Raw genomic sequence first — 17440 nt, forward strand, 5'->3', positions numbered from 1 at the left:
CCAGTGGAAGCACCGCGGACAGGCTGCCCAGCACGGCCGATGAGCGGATCCGGGTACGGGCGATGAGGACCGCGAGCATTGCCAGGCTGACCAGCAGCGCGAGGAACAGCGCGGGCGTAGCAACGTAGAGCCCGAAGAGCAGCGCCCGCGACCGTTCCGAGTCGCACACCTCGGCGCAGCGTTACGCCTGTTCAGAGGTGGCGGTGGCACCATGCGCGTCAGGCCCGATCTCAGCGACCATGGTGTCCGCGTCCTCGAACGACTCAACCGTGCGGAACCCCTCAGCGGCGTACACCTTCGCAGCGAAGTTCGCCCGCTCCACGCTCAGCGACACCGTGCGGATGCCACGTTCTCGTGCGGCCTGCAGAACGGCGCGCAGAAGCGTCCGCCCCACGCCCCGGCCCCGCCAGGTCTCCACCACGCCGATAGTCAGCTCTGGCACGTCGTCACTCACGTACCCGTAGCCGGGATCGGCGGAGGTCAGGTACCGGAACCAGGCCACGCCGACTGAACGACCAGCCGAGTCCACCGCAACCAGGCCGAAGTCGTCTGGTCGCATCCAGCCGGTGACGTAGTGAGCCAGCGCGGGGTTCGCCAGGATCTGTTCGCGCGACCAGTTGCGCTCAGGCAGCCAGTTCACGGCCTCCACGAGCATGTCGACCAGGAATTCGGAATCAGCAGAGGTGGCCGCGCGAATGCCGAGGTCAGTCACCGCCGTAGCCTCGCACAGGGCCGCTCCTGGCCAGCTCTGTGGTCGCTGCGCCCAGAAGAGGGTGTGCCCGCTGCCGCCCTCGGGGACGAAGTCCTCGGCGATGATTGCCAGCCCCGCCTGTCGCAGCCATGAGCGGTATCTGGAGGCGTCGGCTTGGCTCCACCACATGGTGGCGTTGCCATCGAGCCAGTTGTCGTCGGTGCCTGTCCAGGCGCTGTTGCCGACGGTGGTGAGCAGCCAGCCGCCGGGACGTAACCAGGTGGCGATGCTCTTGATGAGCTGCGGTTGATCGGCCAGGGGCATGTGGATGACTGCGTACAGGCAGACCACGGCATCGAACGAGGCCGGCGGCAGGTCGAGCCGGGTGGCGTCGGCGCGGAGAAAGGTGCCGTCGGGCACCAGGCGGCGCGCCCGCTCGATCTGCACGTCGCTGATATCCACGCCGGTCACGCGGTGTCCGGCGTCGGCGAGGAAGCGGGCGACCGGCACCCCACAGCCGCACCCGAGGTCGAGGACCGCTGCTGAGGCAGGCAGGCGCTGGTGTAAGCCGGCGAGCCAGGGGGCGTACTGGCCGTCGTCAGCGTCGTCCGATCGATAGTGGTAGGAGAGCGAGTCGTACCCCCGTCGTACCACGTCACGCTCGTCGTTCCTGCTCATCCCGAGAACGCTACGAGGCTCGGTGCCGCTTGCCGCTTCCAGGCCCACCGCTGTGCCGTGACGGGCGTCGACGGGATTGACCCGTAGGGTTCTGGCGCCAGGAGATAGTGGCCGCCGGGTTTGCACCCGGCCACGATGGCGTCGTGAACGACTACTTCCTGGTTCGGACCGCGTCGTTCACGCCGCGCGGTGCGATGAGCGATGAGGAACTCGCCGCCGAGCACGTCGTCGGCTGGCGTTGGTGGTCGCTGTCAGAGATCAGTGAGTACGTCGGCCCGGAACTGTTCTCGCCCCGCGACCTCGCCACGCCGTTGGCCGCATTGATCGCTGAGGGAGTGCCAACCCAACCCGTCGCGCTCGCCCTGTGAACCCGGGGACCAGCTGTAGCGACCCCTCAGCTTAGGTAGACTGGTCCGAAGTAAGATTCAATCTAGCTTCGGGAGGGTCGATGTTCGTCGGTCGGCGCACGGAACTCGACCTGCTCGCGAAGCAGCTTGATCATGTGAAACGCACCGGCGAGGGTCGCTCGGTCGCCTTACGCGGTCGCCGGCAGGTGGGCAAGTCGCGGCTGGTGCAGGAGTTGTGCGACCGGGTCGATCTGCCGTACTGCTTCTACACCGCGGTCAAGGGCGCGTCGAGCATCGAAGCGGTCAGCTACTTTCTCGGGGCCTTGCGCGACTCGTCGCTGCTTACCGCTGGCGGCCGTGATCTTCTGCCGTCTCAGCCGCCGGCCGGTGGCTGGGGAGACATGCTGCGGCTGTTGGCGGGTGTCCTGCCCGATACGCCGAGTGTGGTCGTCCTCGACGAACTGCCCTGGATCTCCGAGCAGGACGCGACCTTCGACGGGCACCTTCAGGTTGCCTGGGATCGGCTCATCTCCAGCAAACCAGTGCTCCTGTTGCTGCTCGGCAGTGATCTGCACATGATGCAGCGGTTCACCGAGTACGACCGGCCGTTCTACGGCAGGGCCACGAACTTGGTCCTCGGCCCGTTCAACCTTGCCGAAACCGCCGCCGTGACCGGGTTGAGCGGCGCGGACGCTATCGATGCACACCTGATCACGGGTGGGTTGCCGGGTGTCGCCCTGGAGTGGTCCCCGGGAACGCCACCCGCCGATTTCCTGAATCAGGAGATCTCCAACAAGACGTCGGCGTTGTTCACCGTCCCCGAGCAGTCCCTCGCGTCGGAGTTTCCTGCCCCGGACACTGCCCGGCGCATCCTGGAAGCGGTGGGCGGGGCAGGCAGCCGCACGTTCAGCAACATTGCCGCTGCCGCCGGGGACCGCGGCGGCCCGGTCAGCTCCGGCACCCTGTCTCCGCTGCTTCACCGGCTCGTCGAGGAGAAACAAGTCCTCGCTGTCGACAAGCCGCTGTCCACCAAGCCCAGCAAACTGGCCCAGTACCGAATCGCCGACAGCAACCTGCGTCTGTACCTGGCCATTCTGCGCGACGTGCATCAACTGGTTCTGCGCGACCGAACAGCGGCTGCCCGCGCCGTCCTCGATAGTCGGTGGTCCAGTTGGCGGGGTAACGCCGTCGAGCCGATCATCCGCGATGCGCTCGCCATCTCCGCCGGTGCCGGCGGTTTGCCCTGGACTGACACTTGGGAAGTCGGTGGTTGGTGGAACCGGCAATCCAACCCGGAGATCGATCTTGTCGGAGCCGACCGCGCTCCGATCGCCTCCCGCATCGCGTTCGCCGGTTCCATCAAGTGGCAGGACGGCCCGTTCGACAGGCACCACCTCGACGAACTGCGCCGTCACGCCCCGCTGATCCCGGGTTTTCAGCCCGGGGTCAGCGGCTTGGTCGCGGTCAGCCGCTCCGGAGCCGACCTCCCGGCCGGGGCCGTGGATCTGATCTGGGGGCCTGACGACATCGTCCAGGCGTGGTCGGCCTGACGCTGTCCAGCGATGCGCGGGCTGCCCTGGGTGATGTGGGTGGGTCAGGCGGGTGGCGTCGGCTGGCGGCGCCGGCGCTCGATGTCCCGCTGGACCTCGGGATCCCACAGGGACGCGTTCCAGTCCTCCGGCTGCGTCTCGATGTCGAGCGCCAACCGGGCAGGCTGACTCCCCGCCTGTTGGGGCACCTGTCCCGGCGGAGCATCCTGCGTGTCACGTGGCGGGATGCCCCCGGCGGGGGTGGCCGGGTCAGCGAGCCGACGGGTGGCTCTGCGGTGGGTGACCAGGGCACCGATGCCGAGCAGGATCGCGGCGGCCGCCCGGACGACGTGGAAGGCGGTCGGGGTCTTCACCGGCAGGAGGTACGACAGGAAGAGGAGTAAACCACCCGCTCCGACCGCCCAATGCCGGACCGTCGCCGCGGCGATCGAGTGCGCGTCGATAACGCGCTTGGTGACATTCGACCAAGTGAGGAAGGCGGCGAAGAGGGCCAGCGGCACGGCGATCGACAGGGCGCTGATTGCCCCTCCGGTCGGCGACGTCAGCAGGTCGGCGGCGATCGCAGCGCGCACCAACGAGAGCCCTGCGAAGATCACCACGAGCGTCACCAGAGCCCACTGGGCCGCCTGCCAGTGCGCGGGTGGCCGGGGCGGCGGCGTGGCGCCGCCGATGCAGGTGTGCCCCTGCCCAGGATGGTCGAGCTTGCTCCCGCAAGTCGAGCAATTCATTCTGCACCCCCGTGCTAGCTGTCGCGACGCGCCAGGCTAGCAGCGCGATCGGGGCGCCGGGGGTGGCAGTGTGGAGGGTCAGTGGGCTGCGGCGTCGGCGCGGGAGCCGTGGCCGGCCGGGCGTCGGGACCAGCACTGTGGACGCTGCCGGACGGCGAGCTCCAGGGCCTGATGGTCGGACTCGATCATTTCCCGGGCTATTCGACGCGCCATTTCCAGGCGGTCGACGTGCATGTCAAGATCCGTCGGGCCGGCGCCTGCCATCTCGAACTCCTTGTCAGCGTTCGAACTAGTCGCATCATGCGTCACGCCGAGAATCGTCACCATTCCCCGATCGGTGGAAAGCTTCCGCCGTACGGTTCGGTGTCACTTACCCCGGTTGCGCCGATGGTAGCGGTGGCCGCGCCACGTCGCCCGGAACTGCGTACACCTGGCCTTGCCTGCGGTTTGTACATTGCACGGTGCGCGGGTCGGGGGGCGCGACAAGTCCGGTGAGGGATCTTCGTTACGGGAGGACCGCCGTGCAGCATTCGAGCAGGACCGATCCCTTGTTCGTCGCCGTCGAATCAGAATCGATCACCCGAGCGGATGTCGCCGGGCTCATCGCGGGGCGGCTGGCCGCCGTTCGGGTGCCGGGGTTGCTCTCGGTGGCCCGCTGCCAGGCGATCACCGCCGCCCTCGCCAACGCGCCGATGGACCGCTACGACGAGAGCCGGGTCTTTCCCGTCGTCGCCAAGTTCGGTCCGGCCATCAACGACCACCGGTCGGCCGGGGAGCTCCGCGAGGACTACTGGGACGCGGCCAGCGCGGCCGAGAAGAGCTGGTCCACGCTGGGCGTGTCGGACTCGCCCCGGGACCTGTGCCTGGCCGCGTTCCGCGGTGCCTGGCCGGACGTGGCACCTGGGCGTCGGCAGGGTCGGGAAATGCACGTCGGCATCGTCCGCGAGATCAACGCAGGGCTCCAGGTGCACTTCGACGACGCGGTACGGGAGTACGCGGGCCGGCTGCTCGACAGCGAGGTGGTGGCCCAGTTGGCGTTCAACATCTACATCCGGGTGCCACCGGCCGGTGGTGAGACAGTGCTGTGGCGGCGGCGCTGGCAGCCGGACGACGAGCCGCTGCGGATCCCCGGCGGGTACGGCTTCCAAGAGGCGGTGGCCGCCGACACGCAGTCGTTGACGTTGCGCCCCACGCTCGGGGAGGGCTTTCTGTTTGATCCGCGGCACTATCACACGGTGCGTCAGGCGTCGGATGGCCGACGGATCTCCATAGGATGTTTCGTCGGGCTCACCGACGATGGTCGACTGGCCCTCTGGTCGTAGTGAAGGGCGTTTCCCCATGGTGGACAGAAACGACGTCGAGGCGGCCGCGGCCCTTGTCGAGGGGCGGGTCCGGGAAACCCCGGTCATCGCCGTCGACGGCGCCGATCTGGGTGTGCCGGGGCAGCTCAGTCTCAAGTTGGAGCTGCATCAGCACACCGGCTCGTTCAAGCCGCGCGGCGCGTTCAACCGGATGCTCCAGGGGTCCCTGCCCTCGGCCGGAGTGATCGCCGCGTCGGGTGGCAACCATGGCCTCGCCGTCGCGTACGCGGCCCGGTCGTTGGGCGTGCCGGCGGAGGTCTTCGTGCCGGTCACCGCCTCGCCGGTGAAGGTGCAGCGGTTGGCCGGGCTGGGCGCACAGGTGCGTCAGGTCGGCCAGCACTACGCCGAGGCCCTGGCCGCGAGCACGCAGCGGGCCGCGCAGACCGGCGCGCTGGTGGTGCACGCGTACGACCAGCCCGAGGTGGTGGCCGGTCAGGGCACCGTCGGCCGGGAGCTGGAGCGGCAGGTGGACGGGATCGACACCGTGCTCGTGGCGGTCGGTGGCGGCGGGCTGGTGTCCGGCATCGCCAGTTGGTTCGGTGGCTCGGTACGCGTCGTGGCGGTCGAGCCGGAGCAGATCCCCACCCTGCACTCGGCCCTGAAGGCGGGTCGCCCGGTCGACATCGAGGTGGGTGGCATCGCCACCGATTCGTTGGGTGCCCGGCGGATCGGCGAGATCGCCTTCGACACCGCCCGCCGGACCGAGGTGGTGTCCGTGCTGGTCCGCGACGAGGATCTGGTGCGGGCGCGTCGGCTGCTCTGGTCGGAACTGCGGGTCGCCGCCGAGTTGGGTGGCGCGGCCGCGCTGGCCGCGCTGGTCGGCGGCGCGTACGTGCCGCAGCCGGGGGAGCGGGTGGCAGTGATCATCTGTGGTGGCAACACCGACCCGAGCGACCTGGGCCCGGCCGCGCCGCACTGACCGGCCGTACCGCCGGCCGCGCCGCATTGCCCGCCGCGCCGCGCCGCACTGACCGGCCGCGCCGCACTGCACCGGTCAGTCGCCGTCGCGCAGCCGGCGCAGCGCGTGCTCCACCTGGAGGGTGTCCAGGTGGGTGTCGCCGAGGAGTCGCCGACGGTCGGCCAGTAACTGCTCGTACACCTCGATCGCCGCGTCGACCTGCTCCTCGAGTAGCAGCACCAGGGCCAGGGTGGATCGGATGGCGAGCACCTCGCTGCGGTCGGCGTGCCGGGGTTCCACAGTGGCCAGGGTGGCGCGCAGCTCGGCTTCCGCCTCGGCGAACCGGTCCTGCGCCTGCATGCAGCGGGCCAGCGTGTGCCGGGCCTGCCAGGTCTCCGGTTGGTTGAGCGGCCACAACCGGTAGCGGACCTCCAGGATGGCGTGCAGCATCTCCTCGGCCTCAGGCGCCCGTTGCTGGGCCAGCACCGCCAGCGCCAGGCTGTGTCGCACGATCATGGTGTCCCAGTGTTCCGGGCCGCGTACCTGATCCTCGGCGGCGACGATCTGTCGCAGCTCCAACTCGGCCTCCGGCCACTGCCGCTGCGCCATGATCGCCTTGGTGAGCTTGTGCCGGCTGGCGAGGGTGTCGGCGTCGTCGCTGCCCAGCACCCTGGTGCGGTCGGCGATCACCTCGCGGAGCACCCGATCGGCCATCTCCGGCTGGTTGCGCTCCAGCCAGGTGCGGCCCAGTTCGTGGCGCAGCGCCAGCACCTGCGGCCGGTCCAGGTCGTGGTCGTACGCGGCGCAACCGCGCACGATCGGGTCGAGGATGTCGAAGGCCGAGCCGGGTAGGCCGACCGCGATGAGGTAGCGGGCGGTGAGTCGGGCCAGCTCCAGCGCGCGGCGTACCGTCTCGGGGTCGTGCTTGTGTTTCTGCGGCACGAGGTATTCCCGCACGGCCTCGACCAGGTGTGGCACCAGCACGTCCCAGTTGGTCCAGGCCGCCGAGTCGTCCGGGTTCTGCCCTGCGGTGGCGGCGAGCAGCAGCTTCATGACCAGCCCGTGGTATTCGGCGATCTGCTCACGCACCTCGTCGCGGTCGCGGAACATCGCGTGCACCAGTGGGTGCAGCGAGAGCACGTGCGCGAACGCGGGGTCGGTGACCTCCTCCTGCACGTCGAAGTCGACCAGGGCCAGGTTGCCGATGCCCTCCAGCACCTTCACCCGCTGCCGGCTAGTGAGTCCCTTGAAGAGCGGCGACTCGGCCAGGATGGCCGGCTTGAGCACCACCTCGTAGGGCACCGGGGAGATGCTCAGGCAGGCCAGCACGTTGAGCAGTGGTCGGCTCTGTTGGAGTTGGCGGCGGGCCAGCAGGTCCAGTGAGATGTCGTCGACCTCGCGGACGATCTCCAGGCCGAGGGACTCGTCGAGGTCGACGTCGGCGGCGTCGCGGGGTGAGCGGAACCGACGCTGCACAGCGGTGCGGTAGCCGGCGAAGGTGGTGATCGTGGATGAGCCCCGCCAGACCGGGCTGGCGTTGACCGACCGCAGGTAGTTGCCGGCGGCGCGCAGGGCGAGAGGCAGCCCGCCCAGCTCCCGGGCGAGCTCCCGGGCGTCGGCCTGCCCGCCGGCCTGGGCGCCGGCCCGGTCGATGAGCACCTTCGCGCCGGCGTCGGCGTCGAGTGGGCGCACCTGGTGCAGCACCGACCAGGTGCCCCAGGTGGCCCGGTTGCCGTCCCGGCTGGTCACGATGACCATGCCGTCCTCGGCCTCCGGGCTGCGCAGCCAGCCGGTGCCGTCGGCGAGGACTCCGTCGGTGGGGCCCAGGCTGGCGGGCTCGTCCGCACTGTCGAAGATCAACAGCCAGGGCTGCGCGGCCTGGTTGAGGTAGCGCCACACCAGGTCGGTGGCGCTGATCATGCCGGCCCAGGCCTGGTCGACCTGGGTCTCCGACGCGCCGAGTTGGCTGACCACCTCCCGCATCCCGGAGTTGAGCCGCCCCGCCTGCACCCACCAGACCGTACGGCCGTCGGCGCGGGCCCGACGGGCGATCTCCAGCGCGACGTGGCTCTTGCCGGACCCGCCCATGCCGCACAGGATGTGCACCGCGGGTCGGCCCCCGGCATCTGCCCCCGGCCGCATGATCTCGCCGATCAGGTCGTCACGCCCGTGCAGCGGGCTGTCCAGTCGCCCGAGCGGTGGATCGACGGAGACCCGACTCGGCCGGTCGTACGCAGGCCGAGGCACGCCGGCATCCTCGGGTGGAACGTCCGCAGTCAATGCGGTCCCCCTTCGGTGGCGAATTCACAATGGGGCGGAGGCGAAAGATCCTGTCCATCTGATGGACAGTCGGAGGGATTGCCATCCGCACCATGTCGACAGCAAGCGTATCCATCCCCGTACTGGGTTGCACACTCTCCGTTCAGGCCACCCGGCTGACCAAAATCAGCGCGGGAATTCCCAATTCGCCGCTGATTCCGGCCGATCCGCCGTGCGCGGCACTCGACACGGGCATCCACGATGGACTTATGAACTGGTCGCCAATCCAGGACGTCGTCGACTGGGGTTCCGTGCCGGACTGGTTCGGCGCGGTCGGCTCCATTGCCAGCGTGCTCTTCGTCTACCTCGGATTGCGGCGGGAAATCCGTGCCCGTCGCGACGACGATCTGCGGGTCCGGGCCACTCAGGCTCGGCTGGTCTCGGCGGTGGCCGAGATTCGCGGCACCTCGGTGCTGCGGGTCGCGGTGGCCAACGAGAGCGACGCCCCGGTGCTGGACGTGGTGGTGCTGGCCCGGCTCGCCCCGCCCGACGATCCGGACGCCCCACCGGTCGAGCTGGCGGCGGCGAAACAGGTCCGGCGGATTCCCGGCCGCGACGTGCACGACCTCTTCGTCACCGTCGCGGCGGAGCATCGGCTCCGCCCGGCCGACACCGTTCTGGTGGACCTCACCTTCACCGACCACGACGGTAATCGCTGGCACCGGATCGGTGCCGGCCAACCGGAGCCGGTGGGCTGACCGGAGGAGGAGGAGGTGGTCCGGCGGAAGAACGCTCCGCCGGACCACAGTGCGCTCAGAGGGGATAGGTGCGGGCGACCGCCAGCATCTCCGAGCTGTGCGACCCGACGACGCCGACGGCCGGCGGCCGGGGGCGGAAGCCGGGCAGCGCGTCCAACCCGTCACTGGCGTCCATCGCTCGCAGCGCGACCTGCCCGGCGATCGGGCGCACTGTCAACACGACCTCGATGCCCTCCGCTGGCGGGGCGTGGAACACCAGCCCGAAGCCCCACTTCCCGGCGCGGGGCTCCACCGGCACCGACCGCCCCGCCACGTCGGCGCGCAGCACGGTGGCGGTCGACGTGTCGACGTGCAGGGTGGCGAGCCGGGCCACCCGCTGCGGGGTGAGCCGCAGCCGCAGCGTGCGCTCGCCGCCCGCGGTGGCGTCGGCCACCACCTCCAGCTTCGGCGCCGGCAGGTTCGCCGACTGCGCCGGACCGGCCCGCAACTCACCGTCGCCGAGCCCGGGGAAGTCGTCGCCGACATCGGTGACCCCGTCGACGTAGCCGTCCGTCCACGGCTGCGGGTCGCTCTCGTGGCTGAGCCAACGGGCCTGGCCGGTGCCGGCGTCCAGGGCGTACATCAGGTGGGTGGGAGCGGGGTGGGCGGCGTCGAAGCGGTCGACGCCCAGGCCGACCCCGGCGAGCACCACCGCCGCCACAGCGGCGGCGCCGGCCGGCAGCACCGCGAGCCGCCGGGCCCGCAGCGCGAGCAGACCACGCTGGCCGCCGGCCTGCGGGTGCAGCAGGTCGACCACCGGCAGGGCGACCAGGCCGAGCAGCACCGCGACCAGCGCGGCCACCCCGCCCATGGCCATCCCCAGCGCGGGGAAGAGCAGCACCACGGTGGGCAGCAGGATGACCACACCCACTGCCGCGGCGGCCGTCACCGCCACCACCGGCCACGGTCCGGTCTGCCGGGTACGCTGCGCGACGAGCCCGCCGAGGGCACCGGCCAGCGCCGGCACTGTGGTGAGGTACGCCCCACCCGGCACCGCCACGGCGAGCAGCACCCCGAGCACTGCCAGCCAGGCCAGTCCGCCGACGGCCAGCGCGGCCGGGCCGATCCGGCGGCGGGTCAGCGCGTACCAGGTGAACAGGATGGCGGCGGCGAGCGCCAGGACGGCCAGCCGGTACCAGATCGGCCGGTACGGGTCGAGCAGTTCCGCGTACCCCGGTCGGATCGTGGTGATCGCCAACCAGAGCAGTTGGGCGGCGACCGGCGCGGCGATGATCGGCACCAGGGCCAGCGCGAAGCCGGCGGCCAGCCGGCCGGTGCTGGCCCGGCCGCTGCGGCGGGTCAGCCAGCCCAGGGCGGCCACCAGTGCCACAGCGAGCAGGGCCAGCGGCACTGTGAGCCAGCCGGGGTAGCGGACCAGCCCGCCGGGGACGGGGAAGTAGGTGGCGTCGTGCCCGGAGCGCAGGTCGGTCAGGTCGGTGCCACCGAACTCCCGGGCGAGGCCCAACGCGTTGTCCCCGTGCTGCTGGAGGCTGCCCCGGTCCATGGCGGCCGGGGTGTCCAACGGCGTGTGGTAGATCGCGCCCCCGTCGATGTACGCCGAGTTCAGCCCGATGAACTTCTGATCGAGGAAGGCGGTGAAGTCGGTGTCGTTGGGCAGCGCGCGGTAGATCTCCACAGCGAACGAGGTGCCGACCGGGTGTGGGGCGGCCCGGCCGAAGATGTCCACCAGCTTCGCGTTGTTCCGGGACGTCTCGAACATGATCACGGGCCCGGTGGAGCCCCGCGCCTCCAGGTTGAGCACCACACCGCCGTCGGCGGCCAGCGGGTGGCTGGCGGCGAACGCGGACGCGCCGCAGAGGCACGCCTCCTCGGCGTCGGTCAGGACGAAGACGATGTCGTTGCGCGGCCGGGGGCCGGTGGTCAGCGCGCGGGCCACCTCCAGGATCGTCGACGTGCCGGCCGCGTCGTCGTTGCCGCCCGGCCCGGTCTGCACCGAGTCGTAGTGGGCGACCAGGAAGACCCGGCCCGTCGAGTCGGTGCCCGGCATCCGGGCCACCACGTTGCGGGCCCGGGCCAGCGTCGCCCCTCCCGCCGCCCCGCTGAGCTGACCGGCCTCCGGTGCCACGGTGTCCTGCACCTCGGTCTCCAGGCCCAGCCCTCGCAACTGCTGCTCAAGGTGAGCGCGGACCTGCTCGTTGGCCGGGCTGCCGGCGACGTGCGACCGGGCGGCGATCACCTTGACGTCCTCGTACGCCCGGGCGGCACTGAACGCGTCCGCTGGGGCGTCGGCCGGCTTCGGGGCGGGGGTACGCAGGTCGAGCAGACTGCCGGCGCCGACGGCGGCCAGCGCGACCAGAGCCGCCGCGGCGGCCACGAGCCGCCGGCGCGGCCGGGTCAACGCGCGGTCGGCAGGGGGTACGCCCGGGACCGGACGGGGTGGCGTGCCCGTCGTGGCCGGGGTGGTGGGTGCTCCCACGGGAACTCCTCGGGGGGTGGTGGGGCCTGGGGTGGGATCATCCTGCCCGTCGGCGGCTGTGGAGGGGATGGCCGGTACGTCAGGCGTCCATCAGCCGCCCGGTTTGTCCGCGGCCGAGCAGTGATGCGCTCCATCCCCGCCCGCGCCGGAGGCATCGTGTTGTGTGCGACCGTTGTCTAATACAGGATCAGCGGGGCACTCGGAAGGAGCCCGACATCACCAGCGAACTCCCGCGTCTCGCGGCGGTGACCCGGCCGCACCGGGGGGCCGGCTCGGCCGGTTCCCCAGTTGTGCCGTACCCGCACGGTGGTCTGGCGCGGCACGCCAACCTGCCGCCGGGTGAGCGGCTGCGCGTGCTGCTGGTGGAGGACGACGAGGGCGACGCCTTCCTGGTCGGTGAGCTGCTCGCCGAGACGAACTCGATGATCGACCTGCTGGTCGCCACCAGCCTGCGGGAGGCGCGGCAGCGGATCAACGACGTCGACTGCGTCCTGCTCGACCTGGGTCTGCCCGACGCGCAGGGGTTGGACGGGCTGCGCCAGGTGTTGGAGATGTCCAGCGGGGCCGCGGTCTGCGTGCTGACCGGCCGCACCGACGAGCACCTGGGCGTCGTGGCGGTCGCCGAGGGCGCCCAGGACTACCTGGTCAAGGGCCAGGTCGACGGGGTGCTGCTGACCCGGGCGCTGCGCTACGCCGTGGAGCGTAAGCGCGCCGACGAGAACGCCCGCCGGCTGCGCGAGGTCGAGCTGCGCCAGGCCGAGTCGGCCCGACTCGAACGCGGTCTCCTGCCCCAACCGCTGATGACCACCGACCAGGTCGCGGTGCACACCTTCTACCGGCCGGGCCGGCACGCCGCCCTGATCGGCGGGGACTTCTTCGACGTGGTGCAGACCCACCCGGACCGCCTCGACCTGATCGTCGGCGACGTCTGTGGGCACGGGGTGGACGAGGCCGCGCTCGGGGTCGAGCTGCGGGTGGCCTGGCGCGCCCTGGTGCTCGCCGGGGTGCCGGACGACGAGGTGCTGCCCGCCCTGGAGCAGGTGCTGATGAGTGAGCGCCGCCTCCAGGAGATCTTCGCGACGGTGGCCACCGTCAGACTGGACCTGGACGCCAACCGGGCCACAGTCCGACTGGCCGGGCACCCGCCACCGCTGCTGCTCTCCGGCGGCCGGGTCGCCCCGGTGCCCGCGCCCGGCGGCCTGCTGCTGGGCGTACGACCCCGCCGGCCGATTGCCTACGACCTGGAGTTCGACACCGATGACTGGTCCCTGTTGATGTACACCGACGGCCTGATCGAGGGGCGGGTGGGTGCCGGCAACGAACGGCTCGACGTGCCGGGCCTCAGTGGCTTGCTGGACGAGCCGGCCAACCGTTCGGTGTCGCTGCCCGAGCTGCCGGCGTGGTTGGTCGGGCGGGCCGAGCGGCTCAACGGTGGTCCGCTCGCCGACGACGTGGCCATGCTGCTGGTCAGCCGGGGCGGTGGCCGGTGAGGCCGGTCATCGGCGGCTGGAGTCTCCGCCGCCGGGTGATCACCCTGCTCTCCGTCGTGGGCTTTCTGTTGATCGGGCTGGCCGGCGCGGAAGCGGCGGTGGCCGCCCGCAACCGCACCCAGATCGACGCGGTGCTCAATGAGACCGGCCCGTTGCGGGTGCAGTCCCAGGAACTGCTCAACGCGCTGCTCGACCAGGAGACGGCGATCCGCGGGTACGCGGTCAGCGGCAACCAGGACGACCTGAGCCCGTACCGGGAAGGGCTCGCTCAGGAGCAGAGCGTCATCGCCTCGATGCGGAAGCTGCTCGACGACTATCCGGGGATCAGTCAGGAGCTGCGGACCGTCGAGGAGCGTGTCACGCAGTGGCGGCGGTCAGTCGCGGAGCCGGTGATCGTCACCACCGAGCAGAGCGGCACCAGCGCCGGGCAGGCGTTGGTCACCGAATCGGCCCGGCAACAGTTCGACGAGGTGCGCTCGGCGGTGAACGACCTCCAGGAGGAGGTCCTGGCCGCCCGGGAGCAGACCGCCGCCAACGTGCGTACCAGCAGCAACGTGCTGGTCGTCCTGCTGATCGTGGCCGCCCTGGTGGTGGTCATCGCCGGTGCGGTGCTGCTGCTCTCGCTGGACCGGATGGTGGTCCGGCCGCTGACCGGCCTCGCCAACCAGGTCCGCGAGGTCGCCGAAGGCGACTACCAGCACCGCATCGCCACCGTCGGCCCGCCGGAGTTCATCCAGCTCGGCGAGGACGTGGATGCGATGCGGCAGAAGATCGCCGCCGACCTGGCCGAGGTCCGGGCCGCCCGCGAGCGCATCGAGTGGGTGAACAGTCAGCTCCAGAAGCAGGCCGAGGAGTTGACCCGTTCCAACCGGGACCTGGAGCAGTTCGCGTACGTGGCCTCGCACGACCTGCAGGAGCCGCTGCGTAAGGTCGCCAGCTTCTGCCAGCTGCTCCAGCGCCGTTACGCCGGGCAGCTCGACGAGCGGGCCGACCAGTACATCGCCTTCGCCGTGGACGGCGCGCAACGGATGCAGCGCCTGATCAACGACCTGCTCGCGTTCTCCCGGATCGGGCGGCTCACCACCGGCTTCGTCGAGGTCGACCTCAACAAGGTGATGGGCGACGTGGCCGGCCAGACCGAGGCCGCCCGGCAGTACGCGGACGCCGAGTTGACCTGGGCCGAGCTGCCGACGATCTCGGGTGAGGAACCGCTGCTCACCAATTTGCTGGCCAACCTGGTGAGCAACTCGATCAAGTTCCGCCGCCCGGACGCGCCGTCGAAGGTGCACGTCTCGGCCCGCCTGGTGGGTGCCGAGTGGGAGATCACCTGCCAGGACAACGGCATCGGGATCGAGCCGGAGTTCGCCGACAAGATCTTCGTGATCTTCCAGCGGCTGCACTCGAAGGACGCTTACCCGGGCACCGGCATCGGGTTGGCGATCGTCAAGAAGATCGTCGAGTACCACGGCGGCCGCGTCTGGGTGGACACCGGCGTGCCCGAGGGCACCGCGATCCGGTTCACCCTGCCGGCACTTCCCGAGGACGTCGCGGCGGCTGCCGCCGCCGATTCCGCGGTGGAGCCGACCGATGGTGACGCGACGCCCTCGACCGAGGCGCCGGCAGAGCTGATCGAGCAGGCCGACGGGCCGGACCAGCCGGACCGGGCCGACCGGACGCTGGAAAGCGGTAGAACGGGTGACATGAAGGAGACGGTGGGATGACCGCGCCGGCGGACGGCAAGAGCCCGATCGAGGTCCTGCTCGTCGAGGACGACCCCGGTGACGTGCTGATGACCCAGGAGGCGTTCGAGGAGCACAAGCTGCGTAACCGGCTGACCGTCGTCTCCGACGGGGCTGAGGCGCTCGCCTACCTGCGCCGGGAAGGTCAGTACGCCGACGTGACGGCGCCCGACCTGATCCTGCTCGACCTCAACCTGCCCCGGCGCGACGGCCGGGAGGTGCTGGAAGAGATCAAGAAAGATCCGGACCTGCGCCGGATCCCGGTGGTGGTGCTCACCACCTCGCAGGCCGACGAGGACATCCTGCGCAGCTACCAGCTGCACGCCAACGCCTACGTGACCAAGCCGGTGGACTTCGAGCGCTTCATCTCGGTGGTCCGTCAGATCGACGAGTTCTTCGTCAGCGTGGTCAAGTTGCCGCCGCGTGGCTGACACCCTGCTGGACGACGTCAGCGGCCTGCTCTGGGAGGCCGCCGACCAGGTCGTGCTGCCACTGTTCCGCAAGCTCGACGACGATGACGTGTCGGAGAAGGCGCCCGGTGAGGTGGTCACCGTCGCGGACCGCCGGGCCGAGGAACTGCTCTCGGCGGGGCTGCGCCGGCTGCGGCCGGGCTCGAAGGTGGTCGGCGAGGAGGGTGTCGCCGACGATCCGGGGTTGCTGCGGCACCTCCGCGACGGCGGGGACGTCTGGCTGGTCGACCCGGTCGACGGGACCGCCAACTTCGCCGCCGGTCGCCGGCCGTTCGCCCTGATGGTGTCGCTGCTGACCGACGGGCGACCGGCCGCCGGCTGGATCCTCGACCCGCTGGCCGGCACTCTCGCCTCCGGCTCGGCGGACGAGGGCACCCTGCTCAACGGTCGACCGGTGGACGGCACCGGCTCGGTGCCGCCGCTCGGCGAGCTGCGCGGCGCGGCGATGACCCGGTTCCTGCCGCCGGAGACCCGCGACCGGGTCCGCGCCGGCGGGCGGCGGCTCGGTGAGCTGCTGCCCGGCCAGCACTGCGCCGGTCGGGAGTACCTGGACATCCTCACCGGCGAGCAGCAGTTCGTCCTCTTCTGGCGCACCCTGCCCTGGGACCACGGCCCGGGCACCGTGCTGGTCCGTGCCGCCGGGGGCGTCGCCCGCCGATTCGACGGCGTCGACTACCACCCCGCCGACGACGGCCGCGGTCTGCTCGTCGCCGCCAACGAGCAGGTCTGGGCCGACGTGCGCGAGGCGCTCCTCAGCCCCTGATCCGCGCGCTGCGCGACCGCGCTGGAACGCTGCGTCGACATCGAGGCAGCCTGAGGTTCAGCAGGCTGGTCACCCGCCCACGATCCGGTATCGTGACCGGCGGTCTCCGCCAGCGGGCCGCCGACCGGCGTCGCCATGCAGCGTTCAATCGGAGGCCGGCGGTCGACGGAAGGACGCTTTCGTGCCCAGGAACAGGTTCAGCCCGCGGCTCGGTCGCCGCGCTCTGTTCGCCGTGCTCGCCGCCGTCGCGCTGGTGCTCGGCGGTGCCGCGGTGCCCGCGTACGCGGAGCCGGACGAGGGTGGCAGCAAGAAGCTGCGGGACGCGCTGGAGCTGACCGCCAGGGGCCACATCGAGGCCAAGGCCAAGCTGGACAACTCCAAGCGTCGCCAGACCGCGCTGGCCGGCGAGCTGACGACGATCGAGGGTCGGCTGGTCGGGCTCACCAGCCAGGTGGGTGAGGTGGCCGCCCAGTCGTACCGGGTGGGTCGGCTGAGCGCTGTCTCGATGCTGCTCAACACGGCCACGCCGGAGGCGTTCCTGGAACGCGCGGGCGACCTCGACCTGATGGCTCAGCGGGACAGCAAGCGGCTGCGCGACCTCACCGAGGCCCGGCAGCAGGCGCAGCAGGCCAAGGTGGCCATGGACGCCGAGGTTCGCGAGCAGCAGAAGCAACTCGCCGTGATGGCGAAGAAGAAGAAGGAAGCCGAGGAGGCGCTCGCCGAGGTCAGCTCCGGCGGCAGCAACGGTTTCAGTGGTGGCAGCTCCACCTCGGCGAAGCCGGCCCCGCGTAACTCCGACGGGTCCTGGCCGTCGGAATCCTGCTCGGTGAAGGACCCGACGACCTCCGGGTGCATCACTCCGCGCACCCTCAACGCGCTCAAGCAGACCCAGGCGGCCGGCTACAAGCGGCACGTCTCCTGCAAGCGCAGTGGTGGCGGCGGCGAGCATCCGAAGGGCCGTGCCTGCGACTTCTCGGCCGCCACGAATGGCTTCGAGGACAAGAACGCGACGGGCGGCGACAAGGCGTACGGGGACAGCCTGGCCGCCTGGCACGTGCGCAACGCCGATCGGCTGGGCGTGCTCTACGTGATCTGGTATCGGCAGATCTGGCATCCCGGCACCGGTTGGCGCTCGTACAGTGGAAGCGGCTCTCCGGCGGCGAGCCACACGAACCATGTTCATCTCTCGATGTACTGACCCGAACCGCCAGCTTCGCTGCGTACCATCGCGA

15 protein-coding genes are annotated in these 17440 nt (G+C 70.8%); 10 read left to right on the forward strand and 5 right to left on the reverse strand.

Features of this window, described 5'->3' with window-relative positions:
• Nucleotides 1–181 precede the first annotated feature (181 nt).
• Complete coding sequence (locus AB0B68_RS01910; RefSeq protein ID WP_357257516.1) at nucleotides 182–1369, reverse strand: GNAT family N-acetyltransferase; 1188 nt, start codon at nucleotides 1367–1369, stop codon at nucleotides 182–184.
• Between the two features lie 143 nt (nucleotides 1370–1512).
• Between AB0B68_RS01910 and AB0B68_RS01915 the strand changes: the two genes are divergently transcribed.
• Together AB0B68_RS01915 and AB0B68_RS01920 are read left to right on the forward strand one after the other, a co-directional pair.
• Nucleotides 1513–1737, forward strand: a complete 225-nt coding sequence (locus tag AB0B68_RS01915; protein WP_357257422.1) for a hypothetical protein — start codon at nucleotides 1513–1515, stop codon at nucleotides 1735–1737.
• A gap of 80 nt (nucleotides 1738–1817) precedes the next feature.
• The gene (locus AB0B68_RS01920) at nucleotides 1818–3266 is read left to right on the forward strand and encodes an ATP-binding protein (protein ID WP_357257424.1); all 1449 of its coding nucleotides are present in this window, start codon (nucleotides 1818–1820) and stop codon (nucleotides 3264–3266) included.
• Nucleotides 3267–3310: 44 nt separating this feature from the next.
• On the opposite strand, the gene AB0B68_RS01925 is transcribed toward AB0B68_RS01920, so the two are convergent.
• Nucleotides 3311–3994, reverse strand: coding sequence for a hypothetical protein (locus tag AB0B68_RS01925; RefSeq protein WP_357257426.1), 684 nt, complete (start codon nucleotides 3992–3994; stop codon nucleotides 3311–3313).
• A 78-nt stretch (nucleotides 3995–4072) separates the two neighbouring features.
• On the reverse strand, nucleotides 4073–4321 hold the full coding sequence (locus AB0B68_RS01930) for a hypothetical protein (protein ID WP_357257428.1): 249 nt from the start codon (nucleotides 4319–4321) through the stop codon (nucleotides 4073–4075).
• 194 nt (nucleotides 4322–4515) lie between these two features.
• Between AB0B68_RS01930 and AB0B68_RS01935 the strand changes: the two genes are divergently transcribed.
• On the forward strand, nucleotides 4516–5316 hold the full coding sequence (locus tag AB0B68_RS01935) for a proline hydroxylase (protein ID WP_357257430.1): 801 nt from the start codon (nucleotides 4516–4518) through the stop codon (nucleotides 5314–5316).
• A 16-nt stretch (nucleotides 5317–5332) separates the two neighbouring features.
• Nucleotides 5333–6274: a threonine/serine dehydratase gene (locus tag AB0B68_RS01940; RefSeq protein ID WP_357257431.1), complete on the forward strand. Its 942-nt coding sequence runs from the start codon at nucleotides 5333–5335 to the stop codon at nucleotides 6272–6274.
• Between the two features lie 75 nt (nucleotides 6275–6349).
• Here the strand turns inward: AB0B68_RS01940 and AB0B68_RS01945 are convergent, their stop codons facing one another.
• Entirely contained in the window at nucleotides 6350–8500 is a 2151-nt protein-coding gene (locus tag AB0B68_RS01945; protein ID WP_357257433.1) for a tetratricopeptide repeat protein, read from the reverse strand.
• A 281-nt stretch (nucleotides 8501–8781) separates the two neighbouring features.
• On the opposite strand from AB0B68_RS01945, the gene AB0B68_RS01950 reads away from it, so the two are divergent.
• On the forward strand, nucleotides 8782–9270 hold the full coding sequence (locus tag AB0B68_RS01950) for a hypothetical protein (RefSeq protein ID WP_357257435.1): 489 nt from the start codon (nucleotides 8782–8784) through the stop codon (nucleotides 9268–9270).
• A gap of 55 nt (nucleotides 9271–9325) precedes the next feature.
• Here the strand turns inward: AB0B68_RS01950 and AB0B68_RS01955 are convergent, their stop codons facing one another.
• On the reverse strand, nucleotides 9326–11644 hold the full coding sequence (locus AB0B68_RS01955; protein WP_357257518.1) for a M28 family peptidase: 2319 nt from the start codon (nucleotides 11642–11644) through the stop codon (nucleotides 9326–9328).
• Nucleotides 11645–12036: 392 nt separating this feature from the next.
• Between AB0B68_RS01955 and AB0B68_RS01960 the strand changes: the two genes are divergently transcribed.
• The 5 genes from AB0B68_RS01960 to AB0B68_RS01980 all read left to right on the forward strand — a co-directional run bounded on the left by AB0B68_RS01960 (nucleotide 12037) and on the right by AB0B68_RS01980 (nucleotide 17406).
• Complete coding sequence (locus AB0B68_RS01960) at nucleotides 12037–13236, forward strand: fused response regulator/phosphatase (RefSeq protein ID WP_357196392.1); 1200 nt, start codon at nucleotides 12037–12039, stop codon at nucleotides 13234–13236.
• On the forward strand, nucleotides 13233–14957 hold the full coding sequence (locus AB0B68_RS01965) for an ATP-binding protein (RefSeq protein ID WP_357257437.1): 1725 nt from the start codon (nucleotides 13233–13235) through the stop codon (nucleotides 14955–14957). The genes AB0B68_RS01960 and AB0B68_RS01965 overlap by 4 nt, the downstream gene beginning before the upstream one ends.
• Nucleotides 14954–15406 carry a response regulator gene (locus AB0B68_RS01970; RefSeq protein ID WP_357196387.1) on the forward strand — a complete coding sequence of 151 codons (453 nt, stop codon included), beginning with the start codon at nucleotides 14954–14956 and terminating at the stop codon, nucleotides 15404–15406. The genes AB0B68_RS01965 and AB0B68_RS01970 overlap by 4 nt, the downstream gene beginning before the upstream one ends.
• On the forward strand, nucleotides 15399–16208 hold the full coding sequence (locus AB0B68_RS01975; protein WP_357196384.1) for an inositol monophosphatase: 810 nt from the start codon (nucleotides 15399–15401) through the stop codon (nucleotides 16206–16208). The genes AB0B68_RS01970 and AB0B68_RS01975 overlap by 8 nt, the downstream gene beginning before the upstream one ends.
• 181 nt (nucleotides 16209–16389) lie before the next feature.
• Entirely contained in the window at nucleotides 16390–17406 is a 1017-nt protein-coding gene (locus AB0B68_RS01980; protein WP_355005721.1) for a hypothetical protein, read from the forward strand.
• The last annotated feature ends 34 nt before the right edge of the window (nucleotides 17407–17440 follow it).

This window comes from Micromonospora sp. NPDC049049 (genome assembly GCF_040649115.1).
In the GTDB taxonomy this organism is placed as follows: Bacteria; Actinomycetota; Actinomycetes; order Mycobacteriales; family Micromonosporaceae; genus Micromonospora.